General features: G+C 61.5%; 13 protein-coding genes. 9 read left to right on the plus strand and 4 right to left on the minus strand.

Going from position 1 to position 16141, the window contains the following annotated elements:
* Window positions 1–154 precede the first annotated feature (154 nt).
* The 3 genes from G533_RS23320 to G533_RS0104700 are packed head-to-tail and all read left to right on the plus strand — an operon-like array spanning window position 155 to window position 2630.
* Complete coding sequence (locus G533_RS23320) at window positions 155–994, plus strand: glycosyltransferase family 2 protein (RefSeq protein ID WP_027948967.1); 840 nt, start codon at window positions 155–157, stop codon at window positions 992–994.
* Window positions 991–1410 (plus strand): sugar 3,4-ketoisomerase, encoded by a 420-nt coding sequence (locus G533_RS20540; RefSeq protein ID WP_051229975.1) that lies wholly within the window; start codon window positions 991–993, stop codon window positions 1408–1410. Before G533_RS23320 ends, G533_RS20540 begins: the two co-directional genes overlap by 4 nt.
* Window positions 1407–2630, plus strand: a complete 1224-nt coding sequence (locus G533_RS0104700) for an FAD-dependent oxidoreductase (protein ID WP_027948968.1) — start codon at window positions 1407–1409, stop codon at window positions 2628–2630. Before G533_RS20540 ends, G533_RS0104700 begins: the two co-directional genes overlap by 4 nt.
* A 30-nt stretch (window positions 2631–2660) precedes the next feature.
* On the opposite strand, the gene G533_RS0104705 is transcribed toward G533_RS0104700, so the two are convergent.
* Window positions 2661–5006 carry a TonB-dependent receptor gene (locus tag G533_RS0104705; protein WP_027948969.1) on the minus strand — a complete coding sequence of 782 codons (2346 nt, stop codon included), beginning with the start codon at window positions 5004–5006 and terminating at the stop codon, window positions 2661–2663.
* A gap of 231 nt (window positions 5007–5237) precedes the next feature.
* Between G533_RS0104705 and G533_RS0104710 the strand changes: the two genes are divergently transcribed.
* Both G533_RS0104710 and G533_RS20545 read left to right on the plus strand, forming a co-directional pair.
* Window positions 5238–5666 carry a lipocalin-like domain-containing protein gene (locus G533_RS0104710; protein WP_027948970.1) on the plus strand — a complete coding sequence of 143 codons (429 nt, stop codon included), beginning with the start codon at window positions 5238–5240 and terminating at the stop codon, window positions 5664–5666.
* 24 nt (window positions 5667–5690) lie between these two features.
* Window positions 5691–7889 (plus strand): NAD(P)/FAD-dependent oxidoreductase, encoded by a 2199-nt coding sequence (locus G533_RS20545; RefSeq protein WP_084638799.1) that lies wholly within the window; start codon window positions 5691–5693, stop codon window positions 7887–7889.
* Window positions 7890–7902: 13 nt separating this feature from the next.
* Here the strand turns inward: G533_RS20545 and G533_RS0104720 are convergent, their stop codons facing one another.
* The gene (locus G533_RS0104720) at window positions 7903–9147 is read right to left on the minus strand and encodes an MFS transporter (RefSeq protein WP_027948971.1); all 1245 of its coding nucleotides are present in this window, start codon (window positions 9145–9147) and stop codon (window positions 7903–7905) included.
* A 309-nt stretch (window positions 9148–9456) separates the two neighbouring features.
* Between G533_RS0104720 and G533_RS23325 the strand changes: the two genes are divergently transcribed.
* The 4 genes from G533_RS23325 to G533_RS23330 all read left to right on the plus strand — a co-directional run bounded on the left by G533_RS23325 (window position 9457) and on the right by G533_RS23330 (window position 14715).
* The gene (locus G533_RS23325) at window positions 9457–9756 is read left to right on the plus strand and encodes a hypothetical protein (RefSeq protein ID WP_051229976.1); all 300 of its coding nucleotides are present in this window, start codon (window positions 9457–9459) and stop codon (window positions 9754–9756) included.
* Between the two features lie 107 nt (window positions 9757–9863).
* On the plus strand, window positions 9864–10835 hold the full coding sequence (locus G533_RS20555; RefSeq protein WP_051229977.1) for an ELM1/GtrOC1 family putative glycosyltransferase: 972 nt from the start codon (window positions 9864–9866) through the stop codon (window positions 10833–10835).
* 35 nt (window positions 10836–10870) lie between these two features.
* Window positions 10871–12403 carry an FMN-binding glutamate synthase family protein gene (locus G533_RS0104735; RefSeq protein WP_027948972.1) on the plus strand — a complete coding sequence of 511 codons (1533 nt, stop codon included), beginning with the start codon at window positions 10871–10873 and terminating at the stop codon, window positions 12401–12403.
* A complete protein-coding gene (locus G533_RS23330; RefSeq protein ID WP_051229978.1) occupies window positions 12400–14715 on the plus strand; it encodes a putative bifunctional diguanylate cyclase/phosphodiesterase in 2316 nt (771 codons plus the stop codon). Before G533_RS0104735 ends, G533_RS23330 begins: the two co-directional genes overlap by 4 nt.
* Window positions 14716–14767: 52 nt before the next feature.
* On the opposite strand, the gene G533_RS0104745 is transcribed toward G533_RS23330, so the two are convergent.
* Entirely contained in the window at window positions 14768–15040 is a 273-nt protein-coding gene (locus tag G533_RS0104745) for a DUF3144 domain-containing protein (RefSeq protein WP_027948973.1), read from the minus strand.
* Window positions 15041–15124: 84 nt separating this feature from the next.
* Window positions 15125–16141 (minus strand): amidoligase family protein, encoded by a 1017-nt coding sequence (locus tag G533_RS0104750; protein ID WP_051229979.1) that lies wholly within the window; start codon window positions 16139–16141, stop codon window positions 15125–15127.

Raw genomic sequence — 16141 nt, forward strand, 5'->3', positions numbered from 1 at the left:
ACACCCACCTGTGAACATCGCGTGTACTTTTTGCACCTGCGCTGTAAAATTTACCGGGTAAAACGACATTAAAGGCGACCAGCGTGCTTAAATGTCGAGCACGTACCGGACTTGCCGGGAAATCAGAAACCACCCGCCAGGGATTCAGCGGACCATGAATCAACACCCCACAACGGCACACGCCTCCGTCTGTGCCCTGTTGCCTGCCTGGCAGGCAGCTGACTTCATCCAGGCAACCCTCGATTCCCTCTCCGCGCAAACCTATGCACACTTCAGCGTTATTGTGTCGGTAGACGACTGTGACGATGACACGTTTGAACTCTGCTGCGCACATGCTGAAGCTGACTCGCGCTTTCGTGTGGTCCGGCAAGAGCAACGCCTGGGTTATGTCGGCAATTGCAATGCACTGCTTGCACTGGCGGACGCCGACTATGCACTTTTCGCGTTTCACGACGATGTGATAGCACCCACCTATGTAGAGCGGCTGGTCGCCGCGCTGGATAGCGACCCCGATGCCGTAGTGAGTTTTTCGGATGTCCACCTCACACACACCGATGGCCGCGAGGAACACTGGGTGCTGAATGAGCTCGACGGCATCACCAATCCCGCGGAACGAGGACACCTGATGTTGGCCGGCGGGCTCAAATGGTGGGTTCCCAACCGCGGTGTTTTTCGCCTGGAGAAAGTACGCCAGATCGGTGGACTGAAGTTGCACGGCGCCGGGGAATTTTCTACCGACATGCCCTGGCTGTTCCACATGAGCCTGCTGGGCAACTTCGTGCGCGTGCCGGAAACCCTGTGCTTCAAGTACTATAAACCCGGTAGCCTGTCACGCAGCTGGGCCTTCACGCCCCACCAGCGGTTTGAAGTGCTCTGCGCCTGTTTGCGCGAGCTGTGGAACTCCGGCCTCAGCAGTACGGCCAAGCTGGATATCGGCGCGCCCCTGGTGCACTACCTGGACCAGAACCGACCGCAGAGCGGTTCACCCGCATGACACTTGCTGCCACTACGCAGGACTGCTGGTTTGATGGCAAAGCGCACCTGTTGCACCTGCAGCGACATCGCGATGCAAGGGGATGCCTGCTGCCGCTGGAGTTCGACCAGCTGCCTTTCGCACCACAGCGCCTATTTACCGTATCGGAAGCAGATCCCGGCACACAACGCGGTGGACACGGCCATCGTCGCGGCCAGCAATTACTGGTCTGCCTCGCGGGGCGAATCGATGTTGCGCTGCAATACGGGAGCGAGCGAGCGGAGGTCACGCTGGACAGCAACGGTCCAGCGCTACTGGTAAGCGCAGGGGTGTGGGGCGAGCAAACTTATGTCGAGCAGCATAGCGTGCTTCTGGTGCTCGCCAGCGACCCCTATGACGCCAGCTCTTATTTCCTGCAGGGCGAACCCGCCCCGTGAAGGCAACACGCCATATCGCCGTTCTGGGCGCCGGCATCATGGGCTGCTCGGTTGCCTTGTATCTGGCGCGCAAGGGTATTGCGGTCACGCTGTTCGACGAAGCCCCTGAACCCTTTACCGGAGCCAGCCGCTGGAATGAAGGCAAAATTCACCTCGGCTATATCTATTCGGCAGACAGCTCCCTGCACTCCGCACGGCACGTATTGAGCGGTGGATTGCTGTTCAAACCACTGGTTGAAGACCTGCTCGCAACGTCTCTGGACCCCGTTGTTACCGCACAGGATGACATCTATCTTTGCCATCGCGACTCAGTAGTCACCGCCGATGATATGGCGCAGTACCTCGATCGGGTCAGCGAGCTGGTGCGAGCACACCCCGATGCGCACCACTATCTGACCGATGTCTCAGGCGCCACCAGCAACCGGCTCTCGGCGGCAGAGCTGGCGGCCAACGGCGATTCGAGAGAGATTGTGGCAGGGTTTCACGTGCCCGAGCGCTCCGTCGAGACGACCTGGATTGCAAACCGTTTCCAGGCGGCGGTGGCTGCTGAACCATTGATTCACCTGCGCATGGGGGAGCGAGTGCTCGCCGCCCACCCCGCTGGGGAATCGGTACACGGGCCGTGGACGGTGGCAACGAATGCCAGTCACACAGAGACCTACAGCCACGTCGTCAACGCGCTGTGGCAGGGCCGCATGGCTGTTGATGAAAGCGCTGGCATCATGCCGTGCGGGGTCTGGTCCAATCGCTATCGTCAATCGATATTCCTGCGTACCCGACGGCCTGTTCACACGCCCTGTGCCATTATCGCAACGGGGCCGTTTGGCGACATCAAGAACTACAACGGACGCGACTTCTATCTCTCGTGGTATCCCGCGGGCCTGCGGGTCGACAGCTCGGCAGTGGAACCACCGCCCCTGCACACCCTCAATCTGCCGGACCCCGCCCTGTTGACCAGCACCGTGCTGGACACGCTGCAGTCGCTGTTGCCCTGGGTGGGCGATATTCGCGCGGAAATGGAAAGTAGCCGGGTTGAGGGCGGCTGGGTATTTGCCGCCGGCCGCGGCGAGTTGTCGGACCCGGCGGCGTCACTGCACAAGCGCTATGACTATGGTGTCACACGCTCGGGCAACTACCTGAGCATTGACACCGGCAAATACGCTACAGCGCCCTGGACCGCGCGCAGCCTTGTGCAGGCACTGTGCGGTGAGCTGCCCTGAGAGCAGGGCAGGCTCACCTGAGCGGTTCCTCTAGAAGGTGATATTGAAATCAATGCCGTAAGTGCGCGGCATATTGTACTGGGCGGTCATGTTAATGACTTCGTTGCCGAACACGTTGATCTCATCTTCATCCAGCAGGTTCTTGACCCAGAAGGATACACTGCTGACCGCGGAGCCCATGGGAATTTCCATCACACCGGCACGTGCATTCAACAACCAGTAGGCCTCGCGCTGTGACAGGCGGTCAGCCTCGGGGAAGCCACTGGCAAAGGCCGTGTTCTCACCTTCTGCCAAATAACGGCTGTCCAGGCGCATAAAGGGCGAGCCACCCAGCATCTTCTGGGCAAAGTCGTACTGCAGCGAGATACGGGTATTGAAGTCCGGCGCACGTATCGGGCGCACCTGATCGGCTACATCAACGCCACCGCGAATGTATTCCTTGTACTCGTAATCGTAGGCACCCAGGGTGGTGCTCAGAGTCAGGCCTTCACCAAGTATGGCGTCCAGTTCCAGTTCAATGCCGGTCACTTCCACCTGCCCGGCATTCTCGAAGCTCTGCACGCCATCCTCGAACAGCTGTACCTGCAGATCTTCGTAATCCATGAAGAAGGCCGCGGCGTTCAAGCGCAGGCGATTATCCATAAACTGCGACTTCAGGCCCAGTTCGTAATTGGTAATGGACTCAGGGTCATAGGAGATACCGTTGAGAATACCGCCGGCAACAAAACCCGTGCTCACCTTGGCGTAGGTCATTACGTCATCCGCCCAGTTGTAGCTAAGCACGACGTTGTAGTTGGTCTCGCCGTATTCGAGCGTGTATAGCCCTTCGCCGAGGTTGCCGCCACCCGATGTGGCACTGATATCCACGAGGTCGATTTCACGCTCGTCTTCCGTACGCCGAATACCCAGCGTGACGTCGAGTTTCTCTGTGGCGTGGAACGTACCCTCGGCGAATACCGCCCAGGAACTGTTGTCGGTGTCGGTTGAGTTAACCCCGCTGCCGAAAATGGCGTCGAAGGGCGTGGGAATCACGACACCATTCGCTACCGGCTGCAGCACACCGAGTACGTTGCGTGCTTCGGCTTCTTCCTGGAAGTAGAACACGCCACCCACCAGGGTATAGCTGTCAGTGGCCCAGGTTAACTGCAGCTCCTCACTGAACTGCTCCTGCTTGAGCGACCGCGCGGTCAACAGGGTAAACAGCGAGTCGTTGGGGCCGGGCGGGTTAGCCAGAATGCCCCCGACATCACCCTGCAACAGCGCACCGAGCTGTGCAGCGGTGAACTTCCAGCCGCCGGTAGCGCCCAGGTCGTAGATTGCCGGGCGCTGGTCCATTTCCCGATACGCGGTGATGCTCTTCAGGCTCAGGTTGTCGTTGATCTCCCAGCTCAGGGTCACGTTATGCCCCTGAATCAGCAGCGGCTCCTCGCTGGTCGCAGCGGCAACGTCCTTGAGGGGCGTTGTGCTCAGGTTGGTAATGCCGCCGTACAACGGCTGGAACTGGTTGATCCCGCCAACCAGCGGCGCCGTCGCACCGATAATACCCACCTGCTGCACAGGCGCACCGACGGTTACGCTGTCCGTGTAGTCGAAGCGATAGTCTACGGTCACCGTGTCAAAATCGAGGTTGGCGGCCAACATGAAGGCCTCGACATTCTTGCTGCCCAGGTTCTCGGCGTAGGTGAGCACGCCCATATCAGGGTTGCGCAGGCGCAGATCCAGTGTGCGCCCGGCGATCAGGTTGTCAGAATAGCCGTCATTCTTGTCATACAGGTAGCTCAGCTTGACGCTCAATGGCCCCATGGACGGCAGGTTCAGAATCGTGCGGAACCGCTGAGCGTTGAGGTTACCTACCGAGACGTCCTGTGACAGGCCAAACTCGCCGGTAGGCGCCGATGTGGTAATGCTGATGGCGCCACCGGTGGCGTTGCGCCCGAACAGCGTGCCCTGCGGCCCCCGCAGGACTTCAACACGCTCGATATCGGCCATATCGAAGATTGACCCAATGGTACGCCCGATGTACACGCCGTCGAGGTAGGTGGCGATCTTCGGATCCACTTCAGCCGCCGACACGCCTGAGGACACACCGCGAATATTGATCTGGGGGATGGTGCCGCGGCCCTGATTCTGGATATTCAGGTTCGGCGCCAGGTTGCTGAGGTCCTCGGTGTTGGTCACGCGGAACATGTTCAGCGTTTGTGCATTGAGCGCGGTCACCGCAATGGGAACGCTCTGCAGATTCTGCTCGCGTTTTTGCGCCGTAACGATGATTTCTTCCAGCGCAATATTGCGCTGGTTTTCCTGGGCCGCAACGCCGCCGCTGATGGCCAGGGCAATCGACGATGCCAGCAGGGATACGGACGAGATATGACGCATGGGCAAAACCTCCAGTAATAAAAATTATGCTTATTAATATTCCGACTGTACCCCGCGCCTCAGCGCTGGCGTTAGCAGAAACGACCGCGACTGGGAAGGCACAGCTGCGCGGTATAAATAGCTGGTATCCGCTGCCTGTTGCACCCCCGCCGGCGACGGGAAACCCGGAGCCCGCTGCCTTATGAAGTATGCTGGCGGGATCGACCCGTTGAGTACAGGTTCAATACCACGATGCGTGACGCGCAAGCACTGGCAGGGTGCTGGGAGTTGGTGTCCTACACGCTGACCACAGCAGACGGCTCCACCCTCCACCCCATGGGGCTCACGCCGCGTGGCCTGCTGTTCTATGGCACAGGCGGTGAGCTGTCGGTGCACCTGATGCAACCCGGCGCCGCGCCCCCTTCCGCCGACGATCTACCGGCCGGCGTGACGCCGGACCTGGCCCTTTCCTATGGGTGCTATTCCAGCTACTTCGGGCGCTTCGAGGTCAACGAAGCCCGCAGCGAAGTGACGCATTTCGTCCAGGGGGCTTCCGTATTGAGCTGGGCCGGTGCCGTTTTCCCGCGAACCTACCACCTCGACAACCATCAGTTGACGCTGACCGCCGCCGCCAACGCACAGGGCTACGTGCCCACCTTGCTGTGGCAGCGCACCGGCTGAACATCAGCGCACGGAGACCCCCGCATGAGCACATCGCAGTACCCCACACTTCTGTCCCCCGCCCGAATCGGTGCGCTTGAACTGAAAAACCGCATGATCGTCACGGCCATGGGGGTCAACTTCGCCGAGAGCGATGGCAGCGCGGGTGAACGGCTGATCGCCTACCACGAGGAACAGGCACGCGGCGGTGTTGGCCTGGTGATTACCGGCGCAACCGGTGTGGCTTTGCCCGTGGGCCGGGTGCAGCGTTGGCAGGTCGGCATTTCCGAGGACCGGTTCCTGCCCGGCCTCGAGAAGCTGGTCAATGCCGTGCATCGCCACGGTGCCAAGGCCGCTGTGCAGCTGCACCACGGTGGACTGGTCGCGGGGGACAGCGCCCGGGATGGCCACCCACTCTGGGCGCCGGCCATGCCGACACCTGTCAAGGATGCAGATTTCCTGAGCTACTTCCTGCCCGAGGAGCTGGCAAAAATGTCTGCCGGCATGAGCAGCCCTCCGCAGATCAAGGTGCTGGAACAGGCGGATATCGCACTCGTTGTGCAACAGTTTGCCGAGGGCGCACGGCGCGCCAAACAGGCAGGTTTTGACGGCATCGAGATCCATGGCGGGCACGGCTATATCCTGTCCTCCTTCATTTCCCCGAAAACCAACACACGCACCGATGCTTACGGCGGCAGTGTAGAGAATCGCGCGCGCCTGCTGCTGGAAGTCATCCATGCGGTGCGTGCTGAAGTGGGGGCAGAGTTCGCACTGTGGGTCAAACTCGACTCGCGTGAAGTCGGCAAGCAAGGCGGGATTACACTGGAGGATGCCAAGCGCACGGCACAACTCGTCGAGCAGGCGGGCGCCGACGCCATCACGGTCAGCGCCTACCATGAAACCGCCTACGGCAAGCTGCACTCGGAATCCAATATCCCACAAATCCCCGGGGCCAACCTGCCTGCCACCGCCGCGTTGCGACAGGTCGTCAAGATTCCGCTGATCGCCTCCGGGCGCATTGAGCTGGATGTCGGCGAGGCGGAACTGCAGAAGGGAACCTTCGACTTCCTGGGACTGGGCCGCAAGCTGCTGGCAGACCCGGAGCTCCCCAACAAACTCGCGGCGGGCGACATTGCGGCCATCAGGCCCTGTGTCTATTGCATTACCTGCGCCAGCGCCATCTACACCGGCGATTCCACGCGCTGCGCGGTCAATGCGGAGATTGGCGTGGAGCACCTGCGCATCGCCCGCCCGCGCTCCAGCGCCCCGCTTCACATTGCCATTGTGGGCGGCGGCCCCGCCGGCATGGAAGCAGCGCGCCTGCTTGCGCGCGATCAGCACAAAGTCACGCTCCTGGAGCGCGGCCCACGACTCGGGGGCACCCTGCAGTTCGCCTCACTGGCCTACCAACCCAACCAGCGTTTCCTGAACTGGCTGCGCCGGGAAGTGAGCCAGGCGGATGTTGACTTGCGCCTGAACACCGAGGCTACACCCGAGTTGCTGCGTTCACTGGGCGCGGACGCTGTCATCGTCGCCACCGGGGCCAAACGCGACCTGCCAGAGATACCCGGGAACGAGCAACACCACGTCTTCAGTGGCGATGACATGCGCAAGCTGATCCTGGGGGAGAGCTCAGCCAGACTCAAATCCCGCACGTCAGGCCTCACGCGAATGGCTACCCGCATCGGCGCGGCCACCGGCCTCAGCGCCAATCTGGACCTCGTACGCAAACTGACCCACGCCTGGATGCCGTTGGGAAAGCATATTGTCATCATTGGCGGTGAGTTGGTCGGTGTGGAACTGGCTGAGTTTCTGCTCGAGCGCGGGCGCGTGGTTACCGTAGTCGACGAAGCGCCGCGCTTTGGCGCAGGCCTGCCCATCGTGCGCCGCATGCGCCTGTTGGCCGAACTGCGTGAACACGGGGCTGTTCTGCAGCCCTCCGCGACCAATATCCGCATCGAAGCCGATGCCGTGACCTTTGAGGACGCCGCGGGCAATGCGCAGCGTGTAAAGTCGCAACAAGTGATCGTGGCGAAGGGCGCCAGCGGCGATTCCAGCGTCGCGCAGCTGCTACGCAACAATGGCTTTGCCGTGCACGAAGCGGGCGACTGTACCGGGGTGGGGTATATCGAAGGGGCGATACGCAACGCGCAATCGGTGGTCGACGCCATCAATGGGGGCCAGAGCCCGGCCGAGGCAGCCACCTCAAGCGATGGCACCAGCGGTGCTCAAGCGACCGGCTGATACCGGTCGTGGTTTACCCCTCGGCAGCTGAGGCGCGTCGCGACGTGGAACCACTGCGCTCGATCAACGGAATCATCGCGACGGCCAGCAGCAACAGCAACACGAACCCCATGAACGCCAGGTCATAAGAACCACTGATGTCGCGCACCCAGCCTGCCAGCGGCGGCGTCAGCAGGTTGAAGGGCAGCAATACCGGCGCCATGAGCCCCATGACCCGCCCGTAGTTCAATACCCCGTAAACCTGCGCCAGCAAAGAGCTCCATACCGGTAACATGCCGCCGCCGCCGAGGCCCATAATCAGGCTGCCCGCGACCAACCTCGGCATATCCGGCTCTCCCCAGAACAGCGACAGACCAATCCCCATCAATGCCATGACCGCCGCAAGGGCAAGACGCACATCGAAGCGGTCGGCGCACCAGCCGAAAAGCAGCGTGCCCGGCACCGCTGCCAGCGCCAGATTGGCAATCAGCATCGCCCCCTGCTCGCGCGTCGCCCCGGTATCAAGAATGAAGGGCATGAGGCTGCCCACCGTCGCCGTGTAGGCGGCAAACATGAAACCCACCGACACGGCGATCAGCCAGAAACCGCGGTGGCGCAGGATCGCATCGGTGGAATTGAAGCGTTCACCGCTGTGCGCTTCATGCTCGGCGGCACCATCAGCCGGCGGGCTAAAACCTTTGCTCGCCGGGCGGTCCACCGCCAGCAGTGCCACGGGAACAGCAATCAGCGCGATCACCCCGGCGAAGACCTGCAGCGCAAGCCGCCAGCCCAGCAAATCGGTAAGCCAGGTAATGAGCGGCGGAAACAGGAAGCCGCCAAACGACGTGCCCGCTCCTGCAATACCCAGTGCCAACCCACGGTTGCGGGTGAACCAGCGAGCCAGCAAGGTCGAGGCCGACAGCGGCCCCAGCAGCACGTAACCAAAGCAGAAGATCAGGCCGTAAATGGCCGGCACCTGCCACATCGCGGTAGTGAGGGATAGCGCCACAAACCCCGTGGCCGTCATCAAGATCGCGAAGATGATGATCAGTCGCAGCGACAGGCGATCAATTGCGACCCCCGCCAGCGGCGACACCATGCCGGCCCCCAGTGTCATGCAGGTGAGCCCCAGCATCAGCGTCATGCGGCTGGCATCGTAGGTCTCGGCCAGGGGTACCGCAATCACGCTGTAGGAATAGCTCAGGGCGCCTGTGCCTGTGGCCTGGATCAGAAAGGCGACGACAAGCTGCAACCACGGCCAGTGCTGCGCACGGATCATGCGCCGAATACCTCAAACAGAATGAACACCGTGGCAACCTCTGCGTTTGAATGATTTTTATACCGCGGTTAATTTTAATGAGCTGTTCGCGCGTGGGTCAAGGTAAACCGCTCAGGCATGTCCAATGGCGCTTCCACCTCCTGCGAGGATTCGCCGAGGGGGTCGGGGCGTACCCGGTCAGCGCGGCCCACGGTACCGTCGGGCAAAGCGCGCTGGCGCTCGCGGTCGCATTCCGTCAAATACGCCCACGCCGCAGTGGCGACACGCAGCCGCACCTACACTGTGCAGACCATACCGGAGGAAAACGCCATGCCAGAACGATGCACACCCAATTTATCTGCAGCCCTTCCAGGCGCGCCCAGGCACGGCCGCCGCGCCGCGCTGCTCGCCCTGTTGCTGCTCCTGCTGCCGGCGCTGTCACAGGGGCAAGAGCCGGACGCCAGCCTGCAGCTCTGCCGTAAATTGCAGCAACAGATAGAACGCCTGGACGACCGCCGACAGCACGGCGCCTCTGCAAGCCAGATGGATCGCTGGAAACGGCAGCGGCGGGAACTAAAGGACCGTTTCAATGCGCTGCGCTGCCGGCATTGGGGAAACCAGCTGCGCTAGACAAGCGCCGGGTTTTTCCCACTTTTTTGTCATTTAACGTCTACAAGCGGCGTCTGCAGCGCTAATCTAAAGCCCGGAGATTTTTCGCCAGCCACCGGGAGCCACATGTGTCCATATTGAGGACCGCCAGGCACACGCCACTGCCGCAGGAGACCCGCCGCAGAGAGCAGGGACGTAGCTGGCCGCGCGTTGTCTGGTGCATACACGACGCCACAAGCGGTCACAGGCGGCAACTGGAAGGCCTCGCGAGAGCACTGCAAGAGCAACAAAACGCGGCGGTATACTGGCTTCCCTACCGGTCTGGTGCCGCTGACCTGCCCCGGCCCGAGCTGATTCTGGTGTGTGGCAGGCGCACCCACTGGGCGGGGCTGAAAGCACGCTGGTGGCATGGCGGCAAACTGGTTGCCCTGATGAACCCCGGTGTGCTGCGCCCGCTGTTCGATGCCTGCATCGTACCGGAACACGATGGGCTAGAGATGTCGCGCCGGAATATCGTCACCCGTGGGCCGCTCAACCCCCTGCGGCCCGCAACCCGCGTAGACCCCTCACGGGGACTGATACTCATCGGTGGGCCATCGCGCCACTTTCACTGGGACGCTGAGCAGGTCGTAGAGCAGATTCAGCGCCTGCGTTGCAACCTGCCCGACGTCAACTGGCAGATTGCGACATCGCGTCGCACGCCGAACGACTTCGTGCCGATGCTGAGCACGCTGCACGATGACCGGTGCCACGTACTCCCCGCAGCTGAAACGTCATCCGCAGATCTGAGGGCGCAATACGATCAATGCGGCATTATCTGGGTGACCGCGGATAGCGCCGCGATGCTCTACGAGGCGCTGAGCAGTGGCGCCGCTGTCGGCGTGCTCGACCTGCAGGCGCGCAAACCGAACCGCCTGCAGGCTGGGCTGGACAAGCTCATCGCCGATGGCCACGTGACGGAGCTCGTCACCCTCGAGCACAGCAAGTCCATGCCGCCCCCGCGGCCCCCGCTGCGTGAGTCACAACGCGCTGCGGCCGCACTCCGCGCCCGCTTTATCGTGTGGAGCCATCAAGGCCATTGCTCCACACGGGGCAAATAACGTACCTTTAAACCTGCACAGAAAAAGGGCAGCGCATGGAAACCCTGAAACACTTTACCGCCGGTTTTCTGGACGCCTTCGCCTTCATTTTTGCGCTCGGGTTGTTGGGGCTGGTGGTTGCGGTCTGCTGGATGTACGTTGTCGACGTTCGCCAGACCACCCACAGCATTCGCCGCAACTACCCGGTCCTCGGCCGCTTCCGTTATTTCTTCGAGTTCATTGGAGAGTTTTTCCGCCAGTATTTTTTCGCCCAGGACAGGGAAGAACTGCCCTTCAATCGCGCTCAGCGCTCCTGGGTGTATCGCGCTGCCAAGAATCTGGATTCGACCGTGGCTTTCGGCTCCACCCTGCCGCTGAATCAACCCGGCGATTTCATTTTCCTCAATGCGCTGATCCCTCCCCTCGACGAGGAGGTGCCGGCCCGCACCGCAATCGTGTTTGGCGAAGGCTACACCCGCACGCCCTACAGCACATTTTCCTTCTTCAACATTTCGGCCATGAGCTTCGGTGCCATTTCCGAGCCCGCTGTGCGCGCCTTGTCCCGCGGCGCCGCCAGAGCAGGACTCTGGCTGAATACCGGCGAAGGCGGCATTTCTCCCTTTCACTACGAGGGCGGCTGCGACATCGTTTTCCAGATAGGTACTGCCAAATACGGGGTGCGCGACGGCGAAGGCCGACTGAGCGATGAGCGGCTGCGCGACATTGCCAGCCACGAACAGGTGCGCATGTTTGAAATCAAGCTTTCCCAGGGCGCCAAACCCGGCAAAGGTGGCATTCTTCCCGGGGCAAAGGTCACCAGCGTGATTGCCAGCACACGTGGCATTCCCGAAGGCGAGGATTCGATAAGCCCCAATCGACATCCGGAGGTTCGCAACATCGACGACCTGCTGGACATGATTCGTCACGTACGTGAGGTCACCGGCAAGCCGACCGGCATAAAGTTCGCACTCGGCGAAAGCAGCTGGCTGGATGAATTCTGTCAGCGCATCAATCAGCGGGGGCTGGACCACGCCCCGGATTTCGTCACCATCGACAGCGCCGATGGCGGTACGGGAGCGGCGCCGCAAAGCCTCATTGACCTCATGGGCCTGCCCCTGCGCAGCAGCCTGCCGCTGGTGGTCGACAAGCTTCTGCAGTATGGCCTGCGCGACCGCGTGCGCGTGATCTGCTCCGGCAAGATGATCAATCCCTCCGGCGTGGCTGCCGCCCTCTGCATGGGTGCCGATTGCGTCAACTCTGCCCGCGGCTTCATGTTTGCGCTGGGATGCATTCAGGCACTGCAATGCAACAAGAACACCTGCCCCACCGGGGTCACCACACACGACCCCGACTTGCAGCGCGGCCTGGACCCGAGTGACAAGGCCGTTCGCGTAGCGAGTTACGCCACCAACCTTATGCATGAAGTGGAAATCATCGCTCACTCCTGCGGTGTACCCGAGCCACGCCTGCTCAACCGGCGTCACGCCCGGGTCATCAATCCGCAGGGGCTGCCAGTACCACTGTCCGAGGTGTACACCTCGCCTCAGTCCGATACCGGCAACGGTAGCGGCAAGGGAGCAATCCATTGACTGTCGCCGGCCGCATCAACCTCATGGTCGTCAGCACTGCCAGTGTGATGGCACTGCTGATCCTTACCGCTACGGGTATACGGGAGTACTTCCTGCTGCGCGATAGCCTGATCAGCACCCTGACGACCGAAATCACGCGGGAAACTGCACTGGCCGCCGACCTGCAACTGCGGGAGCGCCGCACGCTGCACAACTTTCTCGAACGCCTGCAAACCCTGTCGCCCGCCATCAGCTATGTGCGTATTGATACCGTTGACGGCATCGAGGTGGTAGAACAATCCGCCATTGAGGATATTGAAGGCAAACTGCCAGCGCTGAACGTACTGCGCGGGGGGGCCAGTCACGACAAAACAGGTTTAACAGTACAAGAGGGGCTGCCACCCCCGGATGCGGCGGAGCTGATGGCATCGGTCACCGGCGGCGAACAGGTGTTGAATGCTTCCATCCCTATTCTGTCGGGCCTGAATCCCCTGCGCGAGGACCTCACGCGGCGCGACTTCGGGGCGTCGCTCGCTCAGCCGACGGGCAGCCAGTTTGTGGCCGGCTTCGTGCACGTGGGTATCAGCCGCAGCATGCTGCTCGTGTCGCTACTGCCAACGCTCGGCACCATTGCCGGCATCACCCTGCTCCTGCTGTTGATTGGCAGTCTGATTGTCACACGCTATACGCGCAAACTGACCGGCCCCCTGGCCAAACTCGCGCGCATGGCGGATGACATCACTGCCGGCAACGTGGGCGAACCCTTGACCATAGAGGGCGAGGGCGAAGTCAAGGAAATTGCCAATGTACTGAACGCCATCATCGGCGGTCTGCACAATTACAAGACACAGATCGGCGTTGACCACCAGCTGCTGAGCATGAAGGTCGAAGAGCGCACCGCGCAGCTTTCGCAGCGTAACCAGGAACTGAACCAGGCCGTGCGGCAGGTCACCGAGACCAAAGACCGCCTGCGGCAGATGGCGTATTTCGACAGCCTCACCTCGCTGCCCAACCGGCGCTTGTTTACGGAGCAACTGGACCTGCTGCTGCGCCTGAGCAAACGCAACAATGAAAAGCTCGCCCTGCTCTTCCTCGACCTGGACAACTTCAAACGCGTCAATGATTCACTGGGCCACAGTGCAGGCGATGCGCTGTTGAAGGAAGTCGCACGGCGCCTGGCCGCCTGTGTGCGGGAAAGCGACGTGGTCGCACACTTTGTCGACTCGGATTCCCGCATTGATGTGTCGCGCCTGGGTGGCGATGAGTTCACTGTGGTACTGAACCAGGTTGAGGATGAACAGGCGGTGCGCACAGTCGCGCAGCGCCTGCTGGATACCCTGCTGCAGCCCGTGGTGATTGATGACCACGAACTGGTGATTACGCCCTCCATTGGTATCGCCATGGCGCCCGACCATTCCAGCGAACTTGAGGGGCTATTGAAAGCAGCCGACACTGCGATGTTCCACGCCAAGTCGCAGGGCAAGAACACCTATGTCGTTTACACGTCGGACATGGACGCCGCCGGCGTTGAGCGCCTGCGTCTGGAGACGGACCTGCGCAAGGCGCTGGAACGGAACGAGCTGCTATTCCACTATCAACCGCAGGTAGACACACTCACCGGCACGGTGATCGGCGCGGAGGCCCTGATTCGCTGGCAGCATCCGGAGCAGGGCATGATTCCGCCTTTCCGCTTTATTCCGGTAGCCGAGGAAATTGGCCTGATCGGAGAGCTGGGGAGCTGGGGTATCCGGCAGGCCTGCCGCGACCTGGTCGACCTGCGCCAACAAGGCTTCACTCTGCCGAAGATCGCCGTGAACGTATCGGCGCTGCAATTCACCCGCAACTTTTGCCCAACGGTACGCGAAATACTGCAGACCAGCGGGTTGCCAGCCTCCTCCCTTGAACTGGAGCTCACCGAGAGCATTCTGGTGGAGGACAGTGAAACCACGGTGCGCGCACTGCGTGAACTGAAGGCTATGGGCCTGCGGCTCTCGATCGACGATTTCGGCACTGGCTATTCTTCGCTGAGCTACCTGAGCCGTTTCCCTCTCGACGAACTGAAAATCGACCGCAGCTTTGTGATCGACTTCGACAAGAGTGACAACGATGCCAGCCTCGTGCGGGCCATTATTGCCATGGGCCAGTCGATGAACCTGGACTTGGTCGCCGAAGGCGTGGAAACCAGCGAGCAGTTCAACTTCCTGACGGACCAGGGTGCGAATGTTATCCAGGGCTATTTGTTCAGCCGCCCGGTAACCGCCGAGGAATTGAAGGCCATGCTGGCGCCGGGCCACTTCCTCGAGCAGATCCGCGAAATCCGCGCGGAACTATGAAACGGTGCAGATCCCGGACACGGCGCAGTTCTCTTAACCGGCGCCGATCGCTTCAGGCGTCGCCCTGGTCCTCACCGGACTCAGCACGCTTCAAACGCTGGATGTTCTCCAGGTTCTGCTTGTAGGCGGCGGCAACTTTTTCGACCCCCGACTCATGCAGGCCACCGGAGTTGCCGGCCACGGAATAGGTGGCATACACCCCGGAGGCAGTCATCAATGCGGCGGAAACCACTCGCGTGGATACCCCTTCATTCTTCATGGTATTTGCCAGTGCGATAAAACGTTCCATGCACTGTTGATGATTTTCCGCGTCAGCTGCACTCATGGGTCGGCATTCTCCTTAACGTCATTTGCGCCAGTTTAGCACCAGACACGCCCGGCTTCACCGGCGCGCGGCCAGAATCGCTCCTCAACACAATTCCGGTAACAGGAAATCCGCGCTGGACAGGGCCCAGTCGCCAAACAGTCCGCTGCTGAACCCCCCCAGATGTTTGCGATAAGCTTGCATCGCAGCTTCCAGTCGCGGCGGGTCGCAGGCCAGCGCCTCTACCTGCAGCCAATCGCGCCAGGGCCGCGCGAGCGACCAGCTGGGGTCATCAATCTCGCAGTTGGGCAGCCGGTAATGCAGCGTAGGCCGCGAAGACACGCGGCCATCCGCAATGGCGTCACGCACACGCGACGCGTCGAGGTGGGCAAACAGGGGCAACATGTCCAGGGCGCGGTTGCGCGTGGGGTTCGCCGCCAGATAGTCAGCAATCAACTGCGCCTGGTCGGGCGCATAATCGGCTGCGAGCAGTTGGCTCACATAGTTTTTGTCGTAGGGATCGATATAGGGCGTGATGCGGCGGCTCAGATTGACCTTGCTGCGCACACGGAGCCAATCGGACAGACAGCAGAACGCGCGCAGGTAATTCAGAATCGTTGCGGCATCAAGGCCCGGCAGCTCCGGATTCAGGTGCAGGCCAAAGGCATAATGCGGCGCGTCAGCCGTACCGCGGGCACCGCTGCTCTGCAGTACCCGCAACAACGCACCCAGGCGCCAGAGGTCCGCCATGGCAATGGGGGGGCTCACCACTTCAAACGGCACCAGCTGTTCGGCCGCCAATTTGAGCACGCTTTCGCCGAGCATACTCAGTTCGTCAGTGGTATCGCTGACCCGCTCCCGGCCGCGGCGCTTGAGCCAGGCGGAATCGAGCTCGACCTTGAAGTCGCCGAGATCGGTGTTGCGCACCACACTTTCATAGGGCGAAACGGACTCCAGCTCCCCGCCGAGTTGCTCGCGTATCAATGCCGCGATCTTCTCCAGCCGAAGCCCCGAGAACTCGAGCTCCACACCCACCCTGCGCGCCGCGCCCTCAGCAGTGAGCGCCTCAGGTGGCATTGGCCACTGCGCAGACCGGTAGTGGTCATCCAGTGCGGACTTCAT

The organism is Haliea salexigens DSM 19537, assembly GCF_000423125.1.
Taxonomy (GTDB): Bacteria; Pseudomonadota; Gammaproteobacteria; order Pseudomonadales; family Halieaceae; genus Haliea; species Haliea salexigens.

What these genes read in the sequence shown, in the direction of transcription:
- G533_RS23320 (WP_027948967.1), top strand. Translation starts at nt 155, where the DNA reads ATGAATCAACACCCCACAACGGCACACGCCTCCGTCTGTGCCCTGTTG.
- G533_RS20540 (WP_051229975.1), top strand. Translation starts at nt 991, where the DNA reads ATGACACTTGCTGCCACTACGCAGGACTGCTGGTTTGATGGCAAAGCG.
- G533_RS0104705 (WP_027948969.1), bottom strand. Translation starts at nt 5,006, where the DNA reads ATGCGTCATATCTCGTCCGTATCCCTGCTGGCATCGTCGATTGCCCTG.
- G533_RS0104710 (WP_027948970.1), top strand. Translation starts at nt 5,238, where the DNA reads ATGCGTGACGCGCAAGCACTGGCAGGGTGCTGGGAGTTGGTGTCCTAC.
- G533_RS20545 (WP_084638799.1), top strand. Translation starts at nt 5,691, where the DNA reads ATGAGCACATCGCAGTACCCCACACTTCTGTCCCCCGCCCGAATCGGT.
- G533_RS0104720 (WP_027948971.1), bottom strand. Translation starts at nt 9,147, where the DNA reads ATGATCCGTGCGCAGCACTGGCCGTGGTTGCAGCTTGTCGTCGCCTTT.
- G533_RS23325 (WP_051229976.1), top strand. Translation starts at nt 9,457, where the DNA reads ATGCCAGAACGATGCACACCCAATTTATCTGCAGCCCTTCCAGGCGCG.
- G533_RS0104735 (WP_027948972.1), top strand. Translation starts at nt 10,871, where the DNA reads ATGGAAACCCTGAAACACTTTACCGCCGGTTTTCTGGACGCCTTCGCC.
- G533_RS0104745 (WP_027948973.1), bottom strand. Translation starts at nt 15,040, where the DNA reads ATGAGTGCAGCTGACGCGGAAAATCATCAACAGTGCATGGAACGTTTT.
- G533_RS0104750 (WP_051229979.1), bottom strand. Translation starts at nt 16,141, where the DNA reads ATGAAGTCCGCACTGGATGACCACTACCGGTCTGCGCAGTGGCCAATG.